Origin of the sequence: Halomonas sp. CH40 (genome assembly GCA_041875495.1) — a bacterium.
In the GTDB taxonomy this organism is placed as follows: Bacteria; Pseudomonadota; Gammaproteobacteria; order Pseudomonadales; family Halomonadaceae; genus Vreelandella.
Genome location: CP112982.1, coordinates 3,395,125 through 3,413,680, shown reverse-complemented (window position 1 = coordinate 3,413,680; position 18,556 = coordinate 3,395,125). Strand labels below are relative to the sequence as shown.

Genomic DNA, 18,556 nt, shown 5'->3' with positions numbered 1-18,556 from the left:
AGCATCGTTTGATGGGCTGGATAAGATGTTTTTCTGCGCTGATGGAGTTTTGGCATGCATGTTGCTCTATTTAACTTAAGGCATTTAAAAAGGCTGCTGTTAATGTTGGGATGAGCGTTGGCTAGTAGCCGTTTTAATGCTGTTTATAAAGGTAAGTGTTAAAGAATCATCGTCATTGAATGCAACAGAAAATGGTTTATTACTACGAAAACTCTCTGGTTAAAACAGCCAGGTGATTTCACTGTCACGCTTTACACATAGGGGAACAACATGACGACCGATGAACTAAAAGGCATCTTCGAGATGCATCAGGCAATGAATATAGAGGTGTTTTACTGGTGGTGTATTGCCATTATGTTCCTGATTCACGCAGGTTTCCTGTCTTACGAAATTGGTGCCTCGCGCACCAAGAATGCGCTGGCATCAGGGATGAAAAACATCCTTACGCTGGCGTCAGTGATTCCGGCCTTCTATTTTGTGGGCTGGTGGATTTACAACGCCTTTCCCAATGGCCTGATTCCCATTGATGCCTCGGCGGCGCTTCCCTGGAGCGCCAGTATGCGCCCTGATGTCAACGATATGGGCACAGGGATATTTTTCGCGGCGTTCGCTCTTTTTGGGGCGACTACAGGCTCTATCCTTTCTGGAGCCGTCATCGAACGAATTCGTTTGAGTGCCTTCCTGACACTTGCCGTCATATTGGGGGGTGGCGTATGGATACTGGCCGGGTCCTGGGGCTGGCACCCAAGCGGCTGGCTACTCACCCAGTTTGGCTATCATGATGTTGGGGCAGCAGGGGTCGTCCATGCGGTTGCCGGGTTCTTTGCCCTAGGAGTATTGATGAACCTGGGCGCCAGAATTGGCAAGTTTAAAAACGGTAAGCCCCAGGCAATCCCACCGCACAACATGCCCATGTCGCTGCTTGGGCTGATGATGATCATTGTCGGTTTCTTCGGTTTTCTCGGCGGCTGCATCATCTTCAATACCGGCGATATTGGCTGGACGACCATTTATGGAACCCAGACCAACCTGTCGGCTTTTGCCTTCAACACTGTCATGGGTTTTGCAGGCGGTGTTATCGGAGCCTACCTGATATCAAGAGACCCCTTCTGGACCATGTCAGGTGGCTTGGGCGGTATCATCACCGTGGCAGCCGGTCTGGATCTTTACTATCCCGGCCTGGCGTTTGCGCTGGCGGCCAGCGGTGGTGCGTTAATGGCCAAAGTGGGCAACTTCCTTGAACAGCGCGGCCTGGATGACTCTGTGGGCGCCTTTGCGGTTCATGGTTTCTGCGGTTTTTACGGCGTCGTGCTGGTGGGTATCTTCGCGGCAGGGTTTGCCAATGCAGAAGGGATGCCGGATATTTCTTTCACCGGCCAGTTGGTAGGCGCTGTGGTTATGGCGTTAACCGGCTTTATCCCAGGTTGGGGAATCTCTTACGCATTGAAAAAGTTCAACCTACTGCGTGTACCACCACATGTTGAAGTACTAGGGCTTGACCTGGTGGAAATATCGGCGAGGCCCTATCCTGAAACCGAGTCTCCACAAGGTCATTCGCCTCAGGGCGTTCATGGTGGATTAAACAAAGCGTTCCCCATGGCGAAAAGGCAGGATATTAGTTAATCGCGATAACTCTGCATCTTACCTCGAGCATGCGCTAAATAATGATCATGTAAAAAAGTAGTTGCCAGACATATCCTAAGAAACGTTGAGGAGACAACAATGGAAACCAGTACCGATTTGCAAAGTGCCATTAATTACCTGTTCTTTTCCAGTCATCCCGCTATTATCTCGGCGAGTTTGATCGTTGGCGTAGGTTTATGCCTTTTATTAACGGTCAGTATTATAAAGCACGAAAATGCGGCATTTAAAAAACATGAGTCCACTCAGCAATAATGCATTATTGCGATAAACATCGGTGCATGGTCATTAAGGCAGCCATGCACCGGTTTTATTTTTTCAACAAACAGCACACGTGTGTCTTGGGCAATGAGAAACGGCTCCAAGGTGTGCTTATCGATTGCTCTTCCTTCGCCCCTTTTCCTCAAGCGTTCTGATCAGGCCGCGTCGTTGAGCAGGGGTGTCTTCCAAAATACCGACATACATGTATAAGCTCGTTATCCACACTGGGAATATGAAGCGATACCAGAGCAACAGGCTTTAAGGCAGGTTCAACGTTGCCAGTGCCTAAGTGCCTATGCAGATGTTTTCATGTATGAAAACATCTGCATAGGCACTTACCTGTGGATTTAGGCAGTAAGGGCTCAACTTTCGGGGCGGAAAAGAGTCCGGGGTAGCTTGAGCGTGTTCGCTGCGGAATATCACATCCTCAATCTGTAGCTCAGTCTGTGATGATGGCGACAATACATTCAGCCTGGAAAGCGATGCAACCTGGATGAAAGGCCTTCCAGATGGAAAATTTCCCTGCAGGATAAGTCTTCCTGATGTATCTCATCACACCGCAGCTTTCCGTTTGGAAATGAATACGATCACCAGGAACGCCTTCCAGACTGAACAGCACAGCACAGATTGGTACCTGTGGACTCAGGCGAAAAGGGCTCAACTTTCTGGGCGGAAAAGAGTCCGGGGTAGCTTGAGCGTGTTCGCTGCGGAATATCGCAGCCTCAATCTGTTAGCCCAGTCTGGGATGATGGCGACAATACATTCAGCCTGGAAAGCGATGCAACCTGGAGGAAAGGCCTTCCAGGTGGAAAATTTCCTTGCCTGACCCGTCTTCCCGATGTATTTCATTACACGGCAGCTTTCCGTGTGGAAATGAAAACAATCATTAAGGATACCTTTCTAGATGGAACAGCGCAGCACGAATTGGTATCTGTGGACTCAGTCAATAAGGGCTCAACTTTCCAAGTGGAAAAGAGTTCGAGATGGCTTGGGTATGTTCGCTACGGAATATCGCAGCCTCAATCTGTTAGCCCAGCCTGGGATGATGGCGACAATACATTCAGCCTGGAAAGCGATGCAATCTGGGAGCTATGCCTTCCAGGTGGAAAATTTCCCTGCCTGACCCGTCTTCCCGATGTATTTCATTACACGGCAGCTTTCCGTGTGGAAATGAAAACAATCATTAAGGACACCTTTCTAGATGGAACAGCGCAGCACGAATTGGTATCTGTGGACTCAGTCAATAAGGGCTCAACTTTCCAAGTGGAAAAGAGTTCGAGATGGCTTGGGTATGTTCGCTACGGAATATCGCATCCTCAATCTGTTAGCCCAGCCTGTGATAATAGCGATGCCATATTCAGCCTGGAAAGCGATGCAATCTGGGAGCTATGCCTTCCAGGTGGAAAATTTCCCTGCCTGACCCGTCTTCCCGATGTATCTCATCACACCGCAGCTTTCCGTGTGGAAATGAATACGATTACCAGGAACGCCTTCCAAACGGAACAGCGCAGCACGGATTGGTACCTGTGGACTCAGTCAATAAGGGCTCAACTTTCCAAGTGGAAAAGAGTTCGAGATGGCTTGGGTATGTTCGCTACGGAATATCGCAGCTTCAATCTGTTAGCCCAGCCTGTGATGATGGCGACACTACATTCAGCCTGGAAAGCGATGCAACCTGGAGGAAAGGCCTTCCAGGTGGAAAATTTCCCTGCCGGATAAGTCTTCCTGATGTATCTCATCACACCGCAGCTTTCCGTGTGGAAATGAATACGATTACCAGAAACGCCTTCCAGACGGAACAGCGCAGCACGGGTTGGTACCTTTAGACCAAGGTGATCAGCGGTCAACTTTCTGAATGGAAAAGAGCCCGGGATGACCTGAGCGTGTTCGCTGCGGAATATCGCATCCTCAATCTGTTAGCCCAGCCTGTGATGATGGCGACACTACATTCAGTCTGGAAAGCGATAGAGTCTGGGTGCTAGGTTTTCCAGGTGGAAAACATTTGCTTCGTGCTGAAAGCTATCTATTTAAGTATCTACGCAATTCCCGATGGGAGCTCAATGGCCAAAGGTCATAACTTCCTGGAAACGAGACTTTCAAAAGTCACGCTATGTGCCACATTGACGGACGTATACGTATATTAATCGGTGTCAGTCGAAGCTTGAAAGCAGTGCTGATATTCTACTGATCGCATATAAGGTTCTGTAATTAAAAAATTAATCGTAATGTGGTGAGCTATGCGGCATCAGCTTGATCTTGAGTGACAACGGCCTCCGAAGCCGAGGGTCGCAGGTTCGAATCCTGCCGGGCGCGCCAACGATTTCAAGGGCTTACGTTAATTCGTAGGCCCTTATTTTTTGCTTGTGTCGAATCTGTGCCATCCTCGTGCCAAGTAAAGCGCGGAAAAAATCTGTAGGGAAAGATAGCCAGTGACCTCTAGCCATTTTGTGGCACAAGGTTTGACACAATCTTTGTCAGTGCACTCCCAACCACTCTACCAGCTGCTGGTTGGCTTTTAGACGCTGACGCTGCAACAGAGCGCTTTCGAAAAGTTTATCCAGAGAGGCATCAGGGGTTGCCAAGGGCAATGCAACGGCTGCTTCATCCCTGAATCGTTGATGGATCGACGGGTTATCATCCAGGCATTGCCACCAGTGCAGAATGTCTTCTCTTGCCTTATGCATCACCTGAGCCGCGGGCAGCCGGTCTGATTTTGCCTGATTGGCTTTTTCCGTCGCAGGCAGCAGATTCCAGAGATCATTGTTATTCCAGCGCGACCAGGGGAAACAATGATCGATGGCATAAGCACTGCGGTGCAGATCGTTGTGCGTCCAGACACAAGGCAACGGCGCTGGATGTTTCAGACGCTGTGCCACCAGCTGACGAACCTGCTGTGTATCACGACGGCTTTCCTGCCATTGCAAGGCGTGATGCAGGGTGCCGGTATCGTAGCCGGTGTCATATCGCTGCATCAGCTGCACCCATTCATGGACGATGGCGGGCTCCAGCCAGCAGGCGTAACGGCTCATAGCGTCCCAAAGCGGTGTCGGGATTTGAAACGTGCCGAAAGATGCCAGCGTTGCACTATCAAGTCGAACAGCCTGTTCTCGGACACGCATGCCCTGATACTGTCCTTCAAAGACCGGGCGCTGGCTGCCAGGCCAGGTAATAAAATGCGAGGGCATTTTGAGAATGGTCTGGCAAGCATCACGCAGCGCGCGCATCACACTGGCGGCGCATTGAGGATCAAGGAAAGCCGATCCTATCCGCAGATCATGGGGTGACAGTTGCCGAAGGCGATAGAAATCATCCTTGGCAAAGCCATAGCCTTTTTGGCCAGGTGATTGGCGCAGGTCACGCTCGATTAACAGGGGCCGGTATAGCTTGATCCAGAAAAGCCCTACGGCGCCCAGTGGCACCGTGACCCATTCATCCGTACGCGATATTACGATTCCTGGCGCGCTATCTGCCAGGCGTGTCAGCGTGCGCAAAAGCCCCAACTTGTAAGATGAGGCCTTATCATCGTTCACGATAATATGGCGTAGTGACGGCAGAGCACCGGTGCCATCATCAGGGAGCCGGAATACACGTAAGTGCCAAGTCACGCCTTCTCGACCCAGCTGATCACCATTGTGGCTCGCTTGAACCGGTAACAGTGCAAGGTTTTGTGCCCAGCTATCCAGCACGCCCATCTCGACCGGATGAAATTGGCGGGAATCGTTATTCGGGCCTTCGCGAAAGGTCATCACCAGATGCCCGCCCGGTGCTAGCAAGGAACTCAACACACGCAAAGCGCGTTGCTGATCCTCACCAGGCAAATGCATCCAGACGGCGGACACCAGAATCAGCTGAAAGCGTTGCGATAGCTGACGTACAGAGTTCAGGGTAGGCAAGCTATCTTCCAACCAGCTGACGTCCAGACCGGCTGTCGTGGTTTGCCCCAGGGCGCGGAGCTTATCAGCCGGTTCAACAGCGACCACCTGCCACCCCCGTTGAGCCAGTGCCTTGGCATCACGCCCGCTGCCTGCTCCAATATCCAAGGCTAACCCGGGTTGATCCGGCAGATGATGCAGCCACTCGCTATGAACCTGCTCAAACTCCAGCGATTGATATTGTTCAAACAGACGCTGAGCATGCTCATCATAGAAATGTGTAGATTGAGGCGTCGCCATGTCCGATCCCTGGTTTGCCGTTGTAAGCCAATGCAATGACCATAGCATTTTTCTGTTGAGCAACAGAATGCGTCAGTTCAGGAAATGGCCGCTATCGGCCAGGTACTAGAGCGGATCCTGGAGAAGATCGAAGCGGAGATCACGCTAGGGACATTTGATTATGGTCGCTACTTTCCGGATAGCCCCCGTGCTGAAAGCCTGAGCAAGCGGGCCTTGACCAAAGCAGGTGGTTACCATGCGTCACCCTTGCTCAGAGAATTTGCGGAAACCTGGTTTGCCGAGAAAGAGATCGAATGGCGTGAGTCGCAAATCGTGACGGTACGGGGCTGCCTGGATCAACATATTCTTCCAGCGCTAGGCCATAAAGAGGTCGCCAGCATCACCCGTGCAGAGATTCTTGAGTTCCGAGCTTCCCTCGCCAAAGTGAACACTCGGGGCGGCAAGAAGATCTCTGCCAGTCGTATTAACCACATCATGACGCCATTGCGCATGATGTTGAATGAGGCCGCCGACCGCTATGAGTTTAGCTCACCGTATCGCGGGATTAAATCGTTGAGTGTGCCACGCACCGATGTTGAGCCATTTTCGCTGGATGAGGTGCAACAGATCCTCGACAACGTACGCGATGACTTTCGCCAGTACTACATCGTGCGTTTTTTTACTGGGATGCGTACCGGGGAAATTGACGGCCTGATCTGGGAAAACGTGGACTTTAATCGTCGTCAGATACTGGTGCATCAGGCTCTGGTGCGTGGGCAGATTGTAACTACTAAAACCGATGGGTCGTACCGGTCAATTGATATGTCACAACCGGTCTTTGATGCCCTCAAGGCGCAGTATGCGGTGACGGGCCGAACAGGGCTGGTGTTCACGACACGCAATGGTACTGCACTATCACATCAAAACGTGACCAAGCGCATCTGGTACCCCTTGCTCCAATCGCTGGGCATGAAAAAGCGCCGGCCCTATCAGACTCGCCACACCGCTGCCACGCTCTGGCTGGCCGCTGGTGAAAGCCCTGAATGGATTGCCCGACAGATGGGCCATACCACCACGGAAATGCTCTTTCGTGTTTATTCACGCTTTGTGCCAAACCTGACACGTCAGGATGGCTCAGCATTTGAAAAAATGCTCAACAATAAGCCGCGTGCTAAGGAGGCTTGCCATGTCGAAAAGTAATGATCTAATGATGACTCGCGATGAAATCGAACAGTCACTTCGCTCGACAATGGCGATTCAGGCACGCCGTCGCCTGGAACGGAAACTGGCTGAATCCCTTGCTTTGGCGATGAACCTGAGCAAAGGGACAGGGTTAGTGATGTGCCTGGGAGATGGGCGTGAAACTAGCAATGTCGAAGCGCTGACGACTTGGGTGGGCGAAACGCTTAAGTTAATGGGCCTGGAGCCTAACCGAAGTGCTATTCCGCCGTTGCTGGTGGAGTTGGAACGGACGTTAATGGCATGGGAGGGTCAAGCATGGCAATAAACCAGCCTCGGACGACAGAAACATCTGGGCTTACCTATACAGGGGAGTTTTATGTCGCCGGTGTGGAAGGCCCAGAGTGGTTGATGGATCGACGTTTCTGGTCACTGTATGTCATCGGCCCAAAAGGCAACTATGAATTTTACTTGGCGGAGCGCCATCTTAATGAAGCGGGGCCGCCTCATATGGGGTAGCGTTTACTGGTTACCATTCAATGGTGCTCTTTTGTCAGTCGCAAACTCTGCTTTATTACTGCATATGAGTTGCTGAGCGACTAGCTTGGAAGCAGTAGTAGCGGATTTGATCCCCAGCGTCTTTTATCAGGGCGGTGGGGTTTTTTATGTCGGACGGTACCGAGCCTGGGGGGATGAGCGTCAAACCTGAGCAACGTCGCGGTTATGTATCCTCTGTCAGCCCCAGTACCAGCATCACCATAAAGGCGGCAAACCGGACAGCCTCCCAAAGGGGCTGTTGCCCATCTGAATAATGGCCTCGGGTAATTCTCAGGTTGGCGTTGCCGTACCAGTGACGCGTGCGGCCTGAGCGAGTGGGCGTTGGCTTTAGATCAATACGCTGGTGGGGAATACCGGTGGCTTTGAACCAATGTGCTTTGATGCTTTTTTCCATTGCGGCTGCCTCCACCTCGACAACGAGGTAAACATGCTGAAAGCAGCGCAAAGGCCGCAGGATTTCGCGGACGTAGTTAATGGCATCTGCATCGGGCAGCTCGATTTGGCCGGTGCTGCGCTGCATATGGCGCTTCAATGTCAATAAACTGGTTTCGGCAGTGTCGGGCTGATTCTGGTACCAATTGAGCAGATGATGATAGAACTGACCGGCTTCTTTCAATACGGCTGGCTTGATGGGAGGTGCCATGCAGCGTTTGAGTTCAGGTAGATAAATCCCCGTGGTGTCTTGGTGACTTTTGCAATCAATAACGCGACGGCGGCTAAAACGTGGTGTGTGGCGACGTGTTTGGCGCAGCATCAGCGCTTCGCCATGAACCATCCAATGCCTGAGTTCCTCGGGCTGCATTGCAACGCGCTTTGCCGTTTTTGATATCGCTTCCTCCAGCGATAACCTATTACTTTCCTGTTGTTCAACGAGCCTCAGGCATTGATAAATGCGTATCGCATCTGGCCAGGGGGATACGGTTGAAGTCATGCCATCTAATGGGTTGATGTTGGGTTTCTGATAAGGCCTTGCGTAGGTGGCCAAAGGGTCGCTTGCCGTAAAGCCGTTCCATTGTTTGGTTAAATAGGACAAGAGTTCTCCTGCTAGCAATTTACCGGTTAATCCGCGGCGGTTGTGCCAGCTGGTCAGCGCTGTCTCGGAAGGCATATTCAGTAACCGCTGTTGTTGATCATTACTGAGCGCTGGGTTGGCGTGATCTTTCAGCGTGCATCCGAGTATCCAGTCGAGCAGATGAGTGTATGAGCGAAGTGTTTCCTTCGGGCCGGCATGGCCTGCCCATAACGCCAGTTGCCAAAGTCGTTTGCGTGAAGGTGTATCCAGGGGAGCCAGTCCTGCGCGTTTTGATACGTCGGTGGTTGTATTGGGAAGGGCAGTATCGCCGCTATCATCCCGTTGCCAGGCATCCGGTATGAGCGCCATTGGCGAGTCTTCCAGTAAACGGAGCAGTGTCAACGTCACAAAGGTGTGGCGTAAATGGTGATAGCGCACATGCTCATCGCCCGTGGCGGCTTTGAGTGCTACCTGTATGGGCCGAAATAACTCCGCATTGCCAAGCGGTAAATGGGCGAGGTCAGGGCGATGGAACAAGGGCTGATGGCTAACAGCTTTGGTTGTGGCTGCAGCACGTTGGTGTTTTACCCACTCAATTAGTCGTTCTTGCTCTTGTGGCATTAACAGCCACAAGGGCAATCGCCGAGTGGCTGAAGCGCTTTTCCCGTCATGAAATTTATTGGCACGGACAATGATTTCACCAAAAGTGACGTCTGAATGCTCAAGGGTTGCAACATCGCGGATCAGCAGAGAAGCGCACTCATTGCGCCTGAGCCCGAGTCGATAGCCCAGAATCAGCCCCAATGCCTGCATCTTACGAAACACGTCGGGCTGATCAGATGAATCGATCAGCGTCAGTGCGCGGCGAAACTCGGCAGGGGTCACAATGTTGACATCCACACGACGCAAGGGTCGGCCTGGTGTCTCGAATTCAATGTCAGGGATGGCGTAATGTTGGCTGATAAAATGATGGAAGTCGTTTAAGCGATATTGACGTGTAATGCGGCTACTCGTCGTTCGTGCCTCTTCGAGAACATGGGCATAGAGCTTCTCCCAATCACTCGCGGTGTCAGTCCCCAGCCGATCAACCATGTGTTCATGGGCAATCAGAGAGCATCCAATGGCACTGAGATAAGTGGAAACGCTACTAATGGCAAGCGAAGTTTTGACTCGACCACCTCTTAAAATCAAAGACTTACACCAATTTGCCAATAATGTCAGCATAATGCCATTTTCTTCCGGTGCCGCAAGCAGCTGATCAATCCTGGCGAGTGCTGTCTTTCTTGTCGTTTTCGTGGATTTTTTGGCAGACACACAGGCTTGGAGCTGCCTAAAACGTTTCAATTGGTCAGGACAGTGAAAGCCGGGTGACGGTAACGAGTTAAACGCCAGATCCATTACTTCATCTTCTTCCTGGGCTTCTGGCGCGCCTGATAAGACGCTTCCATGGTTAAGTCGCCTCCATGTTGATGGGCATAACGACGCCGTCATGTCTTGCTGATTGGCAAACTGAATCAGTAAAGGTATTAACTCCATTGATGCCGACGTGTACGCCAATGCCAGCAGCTCTGTCATGTGTCTGCCTTTACGTTTAGGGAAGAGGTGGCGCACGTAATGCATCAGACAGACTTCCGCACTGGCCGTTTTCGGCCAGTGAAGCCCATGCTGTTGGTAGTAGTTAAGCAGCAGAAGCTGACTCACTGGACTTAAAAAGAGTCGTCGGTACTGATAAAGCGCTTCCTGCTCTACCGGGGTGTCGTTAGGCGCTGACACAGCGGATCGTTTGTCCTTTGATGCCTCAGGGCGAAGGTTTTTTGCCAGCGTTAAGTACGCAGAACCTTGCTCATATGCGATGCCGCTGCAGATCGCAGCGGGTAGCTGTTTTAACCAGTCCTTGTTCAATAACGCGCCTTCACGCATCAGCTGAAAGATAAAACGGCCGACTAGCCACTGGTCCTGCGAACAAGACGGTAGCGGCGGTAAACGATACTGGTCGTGAAGCTCAATGGCATTATCCCACTCAGTCAGTTGCTGGAAAGTATGAGTGGTGACCGGCGGGGGCTTACGCGACTGAACAATCATGGGGCTGGGAATGTTGGCCTGCCAATGGCATTCACGCACACCGTGTTCCAACCACTGGACTAAAAAATTATGTTGCAGGTGTAGTTTGTATGGGCTGGTTGATGTTGTATGCAGGCCGTCAAAGAGGTTGCTGATAACTGTATCAGTAAAGACCAGGCCTTCTTCCTTGTGAGCTGCACCCGGCTGAAAGCTTTCTAATTGCTTCAGCGCAGCTGATAAGGCGTTATAGGTATCGCATTGGCGTTGATATTTTCGCCTGGATTCTCCGTCAATACCCTTCTGAACCGGAGGCGTCAGCTGCCCGTCTTTCCAGACGTCTGCCAGCTTCATAACACCGCTCCTTCAATGGCTTTCCAGCCTTGATCAAACATCATTGTTTCAATGGCACTGCCGATTTGTTCCCGGTAGCTGTTTGGGCAGAACGTCGAAAACTCTGCCCAGGGCTCCTGCCCAGCATCCCAGTGCCCCATAAAGGCATCGACAATCTCAGACGAGCAGCCTGACTCCTTTAAATAAGTGTGTAAAAAATGTCGATTGATATTCAGTGGCGGTGAGCCCGGCCAGGCCAGGTGCTCCTCCAGTACCTTTGGGGTAGCTTCCCTGGGGGCGTCGTATGCATTCAGGAAAAAGAAAGGCGTTGCCCATTGCTGTTGGAAAAACAGCGACAGCCGGCTCAGGATCGCCTCGCGATGACGCTGGTAATGATGTAGTTGCTGGATGACAATCGCAGGCAAGGGTAAAAAACGTGCATGGCTTTGTACATCATCGGTTTTATCCGCAATGACAATGATCCCTCGTTTCAGTGATACTTGTCTCCATTCGGGCAACGGGTCGCGGATACAGCGGTATCCGGTGCTGAACATCAGCATGGCAATCGTATAGGCTGTATAACGGTTGTGAAAATCCACGCTCATCTCAAATAGCGACTTGTCGCTTTGGAGGATCCTTAAGCGGTTCTGCATGTGGTTTACTAACCGTTTAACATAGCCTTTTAAGGCTCTTCGTCGTTGGGTGTGGAATTCGCCCCCTGAGCTGAGCCAGAATATTGCCTCCATATTAGCAGGAGGTACGACATGGACGGCACCCAGATTTTAACACTCGGCCTTGGCCTGGAAGCGCCCTGGATTCTCAAGGATCAGCACCTGGATACCGCTGCGTCGCCTCACCGCCTGGAGCTGTATGTCGAGGCGGAGCGTGGCAGCCTCTATCCCTGTCCAGAGTGCGGTAAGGCCTGCCAAGCCCACGACTTTGCTGACAAAACCTGGCGACATCTGAACTTCTTTCAGCACCATTGTTACTTGCATGCTCGCGTCCCTCGTACAAAGTGTCCTGAACATGGCGTCAAACGCATAAAGGTGCCCTGGGCGCGGCCCGGCAGTGACTTTACCCTGTTGTTCGAGCAGGCGGCCATGTCGCTCGTCAAGGAGATGCCAGTGCTGGCTGTCTCCCGGCAGTTGGAGATTTCCGACAAACGACTATGGCGCATCGTGCACCACTACGTGAACCGCATGCTGGGAGAGCTGGATCTGTCCAATGTGACCATGGTTGGCGTGGACGAAACCGCGTCCCGACGCGGGCATCGTTACGTCACCGTGTTCCTCGATATGCAGCGCAAGCAGGAACCGGTGATTTTCGCTGTTCCAGGCTGCGGCAAGGACACCATCAAGGCGTTCAGTGCCTTCCTGGCGGCTCATGGTGGCGATGTGGACAATGTGGTCGAGGTTGTCTGTGACATGTCACCTGCTTTCCTTAGTGGCGTCACCGAGTCTCTTCCCAAGGCGGAGGTAACGGTCGACTGGTTCCATATCGTGCAGACCTTCACCAAGCGACTGGACGAGGTGCGCAAGAAAGAACGCCGCGAGCAGAAACACCCCAAGTCGCTGCGCTGGGCACTGTTGAAGAGCCTGGAAAATGAGAACCACACACCTAAACAGATATCGGCACTTCAGGAGCTGGTTGCCGATCAGAGCGCCACGGCCGATGCTTGGGTGATCAAGGAAAAGTTAAGCTGGATCCAGAAAGCGTCAACGCCCAGGGCAGCGCGTTGGCGGATCACGAACTACCTAAAAATCATGAAAGCAGCAGTTTCTGAGAAGCCTCTACTGAAGCCGATGGGGAAAGCGCTGGAGACACTTGAGCGACACGCTAAAGCGGTAGTCAGGCGCTGGCACTCGGGGCTGACAAACGCGCGACTAGAAGGAATGAACGGCCTGTTTCAGGCGGCTCGTTCACGTGCACGGGGCTACCGAAATGAAGCTAATTTCATTGCTATGATTTACCTGATTGGTAGCCCGGTGGGCCGCCTGCTTGATCAGGCCAAATCCACATGAAATGACGAAGAGCCAGTTTTAAAGGTGGTATACGCCGAAAGCAGAAAAAGGCAGCACTGGATGAAAGCTATTTAGCGACGATATTGGCTGGGTGAAATCTTTCATGCGTTTGCCCTGCCTCTGGAATGCGCTGCTGACCATCGCTCGTCATGCTACTCTGCTTCTATAGCATTAACAGGGACGCGTTATGGCCACTCAGCATCATGATACGGGGTACAAGGAGCTGTTCAGCCACCCCGAGTTCGTTCAGCAATTGATCGAAGGGTTCGCCCCGCCCGAGATTGCCGGGTTAATGGACTTCACCACGCTTGAGAAAAGAAACGGCCACTACATCACGCCGCTGTTCGAGGAAAAAATCGAAGACGTGGTATGGTCGGTGGAAATCACCTGGCAAGGTATTACGCAGCGGGTGTTCCTGTATATTCTGTTGGAGTTTCAATCCTCGGTTGAGCGCAGCATGCCGATTCGGCTGATGCACTACGTCGCCTGCTTCTACAGCGACCTGCTCAAACAAAAGGCCGTTACGCCCAGCCAAGGGCTTCCGCCGGTGTTTCCGGTGGTGCTGTACAATGGCTCAAAACCCTGGACAGCCCCGCTGGATATTTACGAGATGGTGCAGCCGGAACCGCCGGCTTTCCTGCAGGTCTATCAACCGCGTCTACGCTATTTTCTGGTTGATGAAGGGCGCTATACTAATGAAGAATTGGGCTTGCGCCAGACGCCCCTGAGTGGTGTATTCGGTGTGGAAAACGCCGGAGAAAGCTGGGAAGCCCTACAGAACGCAGTAGATCGGGTCGTCGCCATTATTCAGGCTGACACCAATAAGGAACGCATCGACCGGATTATCACCCGCTGGCTCAAGCGGCACCTGTACCGGCTGGGCGCGGAGGTCAATCTGGATCGGCTCGACAGCCTGATGGAGGACAAAGACATGTTGGCAGAGAATTTATAGAAAATCTGGTCAAGAAAGAACGCCTGGAAGGGCGTCAAGAAGGACGGCAGGAAGGCGAGCGATTTGGCATTCAGAAAGGGCGCTTGGCTGAAGCGCGTGAGGTGGTACGCACTCAGCTCGCCTTCAAGTTTGGTGAGGTGCCTGACTGGGTAGAAGCACAGCTATTGCAAGCCGATCATGACCAGCTAAAAGGCTGGATGCGTGACGTGCTGTTCGCCAATCGCCTGGATGATATGTTCAAGCGCTGAGCCGTTGTAAGCTTTACTGCATCACAATAAAGGTGTCAGCGTCTCCACCTCAAACGCCACGATCTGGCGCTCTAAATTGGAAAACTCCACACCCACCAAGTGAATCGGCTTGCCACTGGCACGGTATTTATCGGCATAGCCTTTGGCTTTGATCTGCTCCAGCGCCTTGCCCTGAGGTTCCTGCTCGACCACTTTGAATTCAAACATATAGAGTTGGCCACCGAAGTCGACACTCATATCGACCTTACCGTGGCTGCTGGCATCTTCGACAGTGACGCCTACCCCCAGGGCAGCAAAATGACTGTAGAAAACGCTGGCATAATGGCCTTCGTATTGGGCAATCGGGTTGTTGCGATACCAGTCATGGGGAAGGCCAGCGAAGAGGGCTTTCAGGTGCGCTTCTAGTGCATTGATGTCATGTTCATGCAGTACCTTGAACAGCGCTAGCTGATAGGTCTGTGCGTCGCTATCCTTCAGACCCAAAACGGGGAGTAGAAACTCGTTCAGGCTGCTTTCCACTTCTCGGTTGGGGAAGCCCAGTGAATAGAGCCGATAGCCCACCATCGGTTCCTGTACATCCTTGATAGTGATATAGCCGGTCTGGAACAGCAGTGCTTCGGTGGCAATATCCTCTACATCAAATCGCCCCAGCAGCTGTGCCTTGGCCTGAAGTTTGCTGAGCTGCGGCGTAAAGACACCGCGCTCCTTTAGCAGGTTAACCAGAAATGTGGGCGTGGCGCTTTCAAACCAGTAAGGGCCGAATTCGCGCTCTTCGAGCAATAGAAGTACATCAAAAGGGTTGTAAACACTCGAGACGTCTTGCCCTCCCCAACGGTAGCCGTTATACCAGCGGCGGATCTCTTCGCGGTCAAGGCCGGGGAGCTCTGGTGCAAACACCGTATCGATATCGTGATCGGTATAACCGCAAATGGCGGCATAGTCGGGAGAAAGGGTAATATCCCTAAGGTTGTTAAGCCCTGAAAACAGGCTGACCTTGCTGAATTTGGAGACGCCCGTCAGCAGCACGAAATGCAGGTGCGGGTCGGCGTCCTTGAGCACGCTGTAGAGATTTTTCAGCCCCTCGCGCAGTTCGCGGGCCAGCTCAGGGTTGAGCAGGTTATCCAGAATCGGCTTGTCGTATTCGTCGATGAGTACGGTAACGCGTTGGTCATGGGCACGGTGAGTACTTTCAAGCAGGCTGGCAAAATCGTCAGCTATCCTTTCTGGTGGTGCGGAATCAATCCCTAGACGGTTGCGCTGCTGCTGCAGTTGAAAACGAATGTTCGCGTCCAGGTCTTCGCGGCTGTTAACCACGCCATTAGAGAAGCTGATGCGTACCACTGGGCAGTGGGTTTGCCAGTTCCATTTGTCGTGGATATAAAGCCCTTCAAACAGTGCCTCTCGGCCTTCGAACAGGCAGCCAAGGGTATCCAGCAGCAGGCTTTTACCAAACCGGCGAGGACGGGAAAGGAAGTAATAACCGCCCGTTTCTGCGATGTGGTGAATCAAGGGCGTTTTATCAACGTAGTAATAATGGCCCTTGCGTAACTTTTCGAAGGACTGGATGCCAATGGGTAGTGTCTGACGGTGCGTGACTGGCATACAGGCCTCCCGGAATGCAGGGCAGAGAAAAACAACGAATGATGCGATGGTAGCCAGTCTAACATGCCGCTGAATTGAGGGAATGAAGAAGGCTCTTTATCCATCTGTTGGATAATCCAGACGGCGTTGTGCTGAATGGCCGAGGGTCAAAAATGTCCAAAAAAGGGACATCTGAAAATCACGCTTGTGCCAGCCTGGCGGATCAAAACGTAGATGTATCGGTGTTAAGCGGTGTGCCCAAAAAACATGTCACGCATATCATATTGGCTGTAACTGGCTGTTATGTTGTGTTTTTTTAAGTTTTTGCGTCGCTTCTCCACCAGTGTCTTTGCGCTGCGCAGCTGATTGGAAACGGCCCCCGAAGCCGAGGGTCTCAGGCTCGAACCCTGCTTTTGCGGTGGAAGTGCTACACGAACGGTTTGTCGCGATGAAACTGAGCCTCAGTTTTGAGGATTTCGGTGCTTTCTATAACCGTCATAACCGTCAATCGGAATGGCACGATGAACTGGATAACGCCAGCGCTTCAACACGCGATAAATTGCGGCAGGTCCTGTTCAGAATGCTATGGGAGGCTGGGTTGTTAGCTTGGGATAAACCATCAATTTGCTACTGCTAAGCCCTCTTCAGACACCGAACGATGCCATCAGCCCTTGGCGCCCTTATGACGCGTGTGGCCAGTTTTTAAGTAACTCTACGGCGCCATCGGGCAGCACTGGCCGGCTGAATAAGTAACCTTGAACCACATCGCACCCGAAGGCCTGCAATATGGCGCGCTGTTGCTCGTGTTCGACCCCTTCGGCAACGACCTTCAAACCCAAGCCATGGGCAATGTGGATGATACCACCGACAAGATTGGCAGCGCGCGCATCATGGGTAATGTTATCGATGAAGCTCTTGTCGATCTTGAGAATGTCGAGCGGCAAGTCCTTGAGCTTACTCAGTGACGAATAGCCGGTACCGAAGTCATCCAGAGCAATGGTGATGCCATGGCTGCGGAACTCACACATGGCCTGAATAGACTTGTCGACGTTGGCCAGGATGCTCTCCTCGGTGAGCTCCAGTGTCAGACGCTCGGGGGCCAGGTGATGCTCCTCCAGGGTACCCAGTACGCGATCAACGAACCCGGGTTCATGGAACTGACCGGGAGGAATGTTGACAGCGATCCTCAGGGACGGATCACCGGGCCGGAAAGGCCATTTGGGCACTTCCCCACAGACCATCGTGAGCGACCATTCCGTCAATTGACGTGACAACCGAGGGTCTTGCTCGGCAATAGGTACGAAGTCCGCGGGGCTCACGTGGCCAAGTTCAGGATTATGCCAGCGTGCCAGCGCCTCAAAACCCACGATACGGCTACCGTCGACGGTTATCAAAGGCTGATAATGCTTGATCAGTTCCTTATTGTGGAGTGCAACTTCTAGATGTTGCGCGATGGTGTGTCGGCGCAGCGCCGTTTTCTCTACCTCGTGACTGAAAATATACATTCCTGCATGGGATTTCGGGCCATCCATAGAGGTTCTTGCCCTTTCCATCAAGTCGTTAGGCGTCTGACCATCCAGCGGAGACAAGCTGATACCGATATCGATATCGGGCCGAATCATCATCTCTTCCAGCTCCATGGAGCTAGTCAACTTATTGGCGATGGGAGTGATCACGTCAAAAAGGTTGTACAACGATGACAGGTGTATCACTGCACCAAACTGGCTTTGACTCAAGTGGCCGGCGGCTAGCACCTTAGTGTCGTCGGCGATCAAACGATCAGCGAAGCAGCGCAGGAAGGCGTTGCAGGTAGGTTGTCCATGGACCTGTTTGATCTCGTCGACCTTATTAAGGCGTAGGTGCAAGATGGCGAGATGCTTTTCTTCCTCTTGCGACAGGTGAATCAGGTGTTTGAGAGTATTGCTGAACAGCTTCGTGTCGGGGAGGCCAGTGACCTTATCGTGATGGCTGATCTCTGTACCCTTCTCGTCGGAGTCGCCCGGAGCAGCATGGTTGTGGTTGATCAATTCTTGGACTAGAAGGCTGAATGTCTCTAGCCAGGAATACTGCTCACGTGAGAGATAGCGAGACTGGGTGTCCATTATGTATAGGGTACCCAAAGGCTGGCCGGTGGGGCCACGCAGGACAATACCCATGTAAAAGCGAATAAAAGGGCTGCCCACCACGATGGGGTGATCGCAGAAGAAGCTATTTTCCACAGTATCGGGGACTTCGAGTACGTTCCTATCAAGAAAATGGGTGCAGAACGATTTTTCGCGGGGTGTTTCAGACACCCCTATCCCGACAGAGGATTTGAACCATTGACGGTTCTCGTCGATCAGGGATATGGCGACCATAGGTACGTTGAAAATCTCCGCGATGAGCTTCGTGTAGCGATCAAAATACTTATTTGGTGGGGTGTCCAGGATGTTGAGAGTGCGAAGTTCAGCCAGCCGCGCCTCCTCGTTAAAGGGTTGGCTTTCATTCATGAGCGGCGCGGCGATGACGCTGGATTGTTTCATGACCCTCTCTTTAGGTAGTGTACGATGCCTTGGGCACCA

Annotated in this window: 15 protein-coding genes; 10 read left to right on the top strand and 5 right to left on the bottom strand. The window is 52.2% G+C overall.

The window, feature by feature from the left end:
* The first annotated feature begins 270 nt into the window (after positions 1 to 270).
* The 3 genes from OR573_15520 to OR573_15510 all read left to right on the top strand — a co-directional run bounded on the left by OR573_15520 (position 271) and on the right by OR573_15510 (position 3,621).
* A complete protein-coding gene (locus tag OR573_15520) occupies positions 271 to 1,623 on the top strand; it encodes an ammonium transporter (protein ID XGA79865.1) in 1,353 nt (450 codons plus the stop codon).
* A gap of 99 nt (positions 1,624 to 1,722) precedes the next feature.
* A complete protein-coding gene (locus OR573_15515; protein ID XGA79864.1) occupies positions 1,723 to 1,896 on the top strand; it encodes a hypothetical protein in 174 nt (57 codons plus the stop codon).
* Positions 1,897 to 2,775: 879 nt separating this feature from the next.
* Positions 2,776 to 3,621: a hypothetical protein gene (locus OR573_15510; protein XGA79863.1), complete on the top strand. Its 846-nt coding sequence runs from the start codon at positions 2,776 to 2,778 to the stop codon at positions 3,619 to 3,621.
* Between the two features lie 755 nt (positions 3,622 to 4,376).
* Here OR573_15510 and OR573_15505 read toward each other — a convergent pair.
* The gene (locus tag OR573_15505; GenBank protein ID XGA79862.1) at positions 4,377 to 6,074 is read right to left on the bottom strand and encodes a methyltransferase domain-containing protein; all 1,698 of its coding nucleotides are present in this window, start codon (positions 6,072 to 6,074) and stop codon (positions 4,377 to 4,379) included.
* A gap of 84 nt (positions 6,075 to 6,158) precedes the next feature.
* On the opposite strand from OR573_15505, the gene OR573_15500 reads away from it, so the two are divergent.
* From OR573_15500 to OR573_15490, 3 genes are read left to right on the top strand one after another with little or no spacing between them, the layout of a single operon-like run.
* Positions 6,159 to 7,253, top strand: a complete 1,095-nt coding sequence (locus tag OR573_15500) for a tyrosine-type recombinase/integrase (protein ID XGA79861.1) — start codon at positions 6,159 to 6,161, stop codon at positions 7,251 to 7,253.
* The gene (locus tag OR573_15495; protein ID XGA79860.1) at positions 7,240 to 7,560 is read left to right on the top strand and encodes a hypothetical protein; all 321 of its coding nucleotides are present in this window, start codon (positions 7,240 to 7,242) and stop codon (positions 7,558 to 7,560) included. Before OR573_15500 ends, OR573_15495 begins: the two co-directional genes overlap by 14 nt.
* Positions 7,551 to 7,751 carry a hypothetical protein gene (locus OR573_15490; protein ID XGA79859.1) on the top strand — a complete coding sequence of 67 codons (201 nt, stop codon included), beginning with the start codon at positions 7,551 to 7,553 and terminating at the stop codon, positions 7,749 to 7,751. Before OR573_15495 ends, OR573_15490 begins: the two co-directional genes overlap by 10 nt.
* 202 nt (positions 7,752 to 7,953) lie before the next feature.
* On the opposite strand, the gene OR573_15485 is transcribed toward OR573_15490, so the two are convergent.
* Together OR573_15485 and OR573_15480 are read right to left on the bottom strand one after the other, a co-directional pair.
* Positions 7,954 to 11,214 (bottom strand): site-specific integrase, encoded by a 3,261-nt coding sequence (locus OR573_15485; protein XGA79858.1) that lies wholly within the window; start codon positions 11,212 to 11,214, stop codon positions 7,954 to 7,956.
* Positions 11,211 to 11,846, bottom strand: a complete 636-nt coding sequence (locus OR573_15480) for a hypothetical protein (GenBank protein XGA79857.1) — start codon at positions 11,844 to 11,846, stop codon at positions 11,211 to 11,213. Before OR573_15480 ends, OR573_15485 begins: the two co-directional genes overlap by 4 nt.
* A 111-nt stretch (positions 11,847 to 11,957) precedes the next feature.
* Between OR573_15480 and OR573_15475 the strand changes: the two genes are divergently transcribed.
* The 3 genes from OR573_15475 (at position 11,958) to OR573_15465 (ending at position 14,414) form a co-directional block, all read left to right on the top strand.
* Positions 11,958 to 13,214, top strand: a complete 1,257-nt coding sequence (locus tag OR573_15475; protein XGA79856.1) for an ISL3 family transposase — start codon at positions 11,958 to 11,960, stop codon at positions 13,212 to 13,214.
* Positions 13,215 to 13,401: 187 nt separating this feature from the next.
* On the top strand, positions 13,402 to 14,166 hold the full coding sequence (locus OR573_15470; GenBank protein XGA79855.1) for an Rpn family recombination-promoting nuclease/putative transposase: 765 nt from the start codon (positions 13,402 to 13,404) through the stop codon (positions 14,164 to 14,166).
* Between the two features lie 83 nt (positions 14,167 to 14,249).
* The gene (locus OR573_15465) at positions 14,250 to 14,414 is read left to right on the top strand and encodes a hypothetical protein (protein XGA79854.1); all 165 of its coding nucleotides are present in this window, start codon (positions 14,250 to 14,252) and stop codon (positions 14,412 to 14,414) included.
* 21 nt (positions 14,415 to 14,435) lie between these two features.
* Here OR573_15465 and OR573_15460 read toward each other — a convergent pair whose 3' ends face one another.
* Entirely contained in the window at positions 14,436 to 16,016 is a 1,581-nt protein-coding gene (locus tag OR573_15460; protein XGA79853.1) for an AAA family ATPase, read from the bottom strand.
* A 427-nt stretch (positions 16,017 to 16,443) separates the two neighbouring features.
* On the opposite strand from OR573_15460, the gene OR573_15455 reads away from it, so the two are divergent.
* The gene (locus OR573_15455) at positions 16,444 to 16,632 is read left to right on the top strand and encodes a DUF1819 family protein (GenBank protein XGA79852.1); all 189 of its coding nucleotides are present in this window, start codon (positions 16,444 to 16,446) and stop codon (positions 16,630 to 16,632) included.
* 43 nt (positions 16,633 to 16,675) lie between these two features.
* Here the strand turns inward: OR573_15455 and OR573_15450 are convergent, their stop codons facing one another.
* A complete protein-coding gene (locus OR573_15450; GenBank protein XGA79851.1) occupies positions 16,676 to 18,517 on the bottom strand; it encodes an EAL domain-containing protein in 1,842 nt (613 codons plus the stop codon).
* Positions 18,518 to 18,556 lie beyond the last annotated feature (39 nt).

What these genes read in the sequence shown, in the direction of transcription:
- OR573_15510 (XGA79863.1), top strand. Translation starts at nt 2,776, where the DNA reads ATGAAAACAATCATTAAGGATACCTTTCTAGATGGAACAGCGCAGCAC.
- OR573_15485 (XGA79858.1), bottom strand. Translation starts at nt 11,214, where the DNA reads ATGAAGCTGGCAGACGTCTGGAAAGACGGGCAGCTGACGCCTCCGGTT.
- OR573_15455 (XGA79852.1), top strand. Translation starts at nt 16,444, where the DNA reads ATGAAACTGAGCCTCAGTTTTGAGGATTTCGGTGCTTTCTATAACCGT.
- OR573_15475 (XGA79856.1), top strand. Translation starts at nt 11,958, where the DNA reads ATGGACGGCACCCAGATTTTAACACTCGGCCTTGGCCTGGAAGCGCCC.
- OR573_15450 (XGA79851.1), bottom strand. Translation starts at nt 18,517, where the DNA reads ATGAAACAATCCAGCGTCATCGCCGCGCCGCTCATGAATGAAAGCCAA.
- OR573_15490 (XGA79859.1), top strand. Translation starts at nt 7,551, where the DNA reads ATGGCAATAAACCAGCCTCGGACGACAGAAACATCTGGGCTTACCTAT.
- OR573_15515 (XGA79864.1), top strand. Translation starts at nt 1,723, where the DNA reads ATGGAAACCAGTACCGATTTGCAAAGTGCCATTAATTACCTGTTCTTT.
- OR573_15470 (XGA79855.1), top strand. Translation starts at nt 13,402, where the DNA reads ATGGCCACTCAGCATCATGATACGGGGTACAAGGAGCTGTTCAGCCAC.
- OR573_15495 (XGA79860.1), top strand. Translation starts at nt 7,240, where the DNA reads ATGTCGAAAAGTAATGATCTAATGATGACTCGCGATGAAATCGAACAG.
- OR573_15460 (XGA79853.1), bottom strand. Translation starts at nt 16,016, where the DNA reads ATGCCAGTCACGCACCGTCAGACACTACCCATTGGCATCCAGTCCTTC.
- OR573_15500 (XGA79861.1), top strand. Translation starts at nt 6,159, where the DNA reads ATGGCCGCTATCGGCCAGGTACTAGAGCGGATCCTGGAGAAGATCGAA.
- OR573_15505 (XGA79862.1), bottom strand. Translation starts at nt 6,074, where the DNA reads ATGGCGACGCCTCAATCTACACATTTCTATGATGAGCATGCTCAGCGT.
- OR573_15480 (XGA79857.1), bottom strand. Translation starts at nt 11,846, where the DNA reads ATGCAGAACCGCTTAAGGATCCTCCAAAGCGACAAGTCGCTATTTGAG.
- OR573_15520 (XGA79865.1), top strand. Translation starts at nt 271, where the DNA reads ATGACGACCGATGAACTAAAAGGCATCTTCGAGATGCATCAGGCAATG.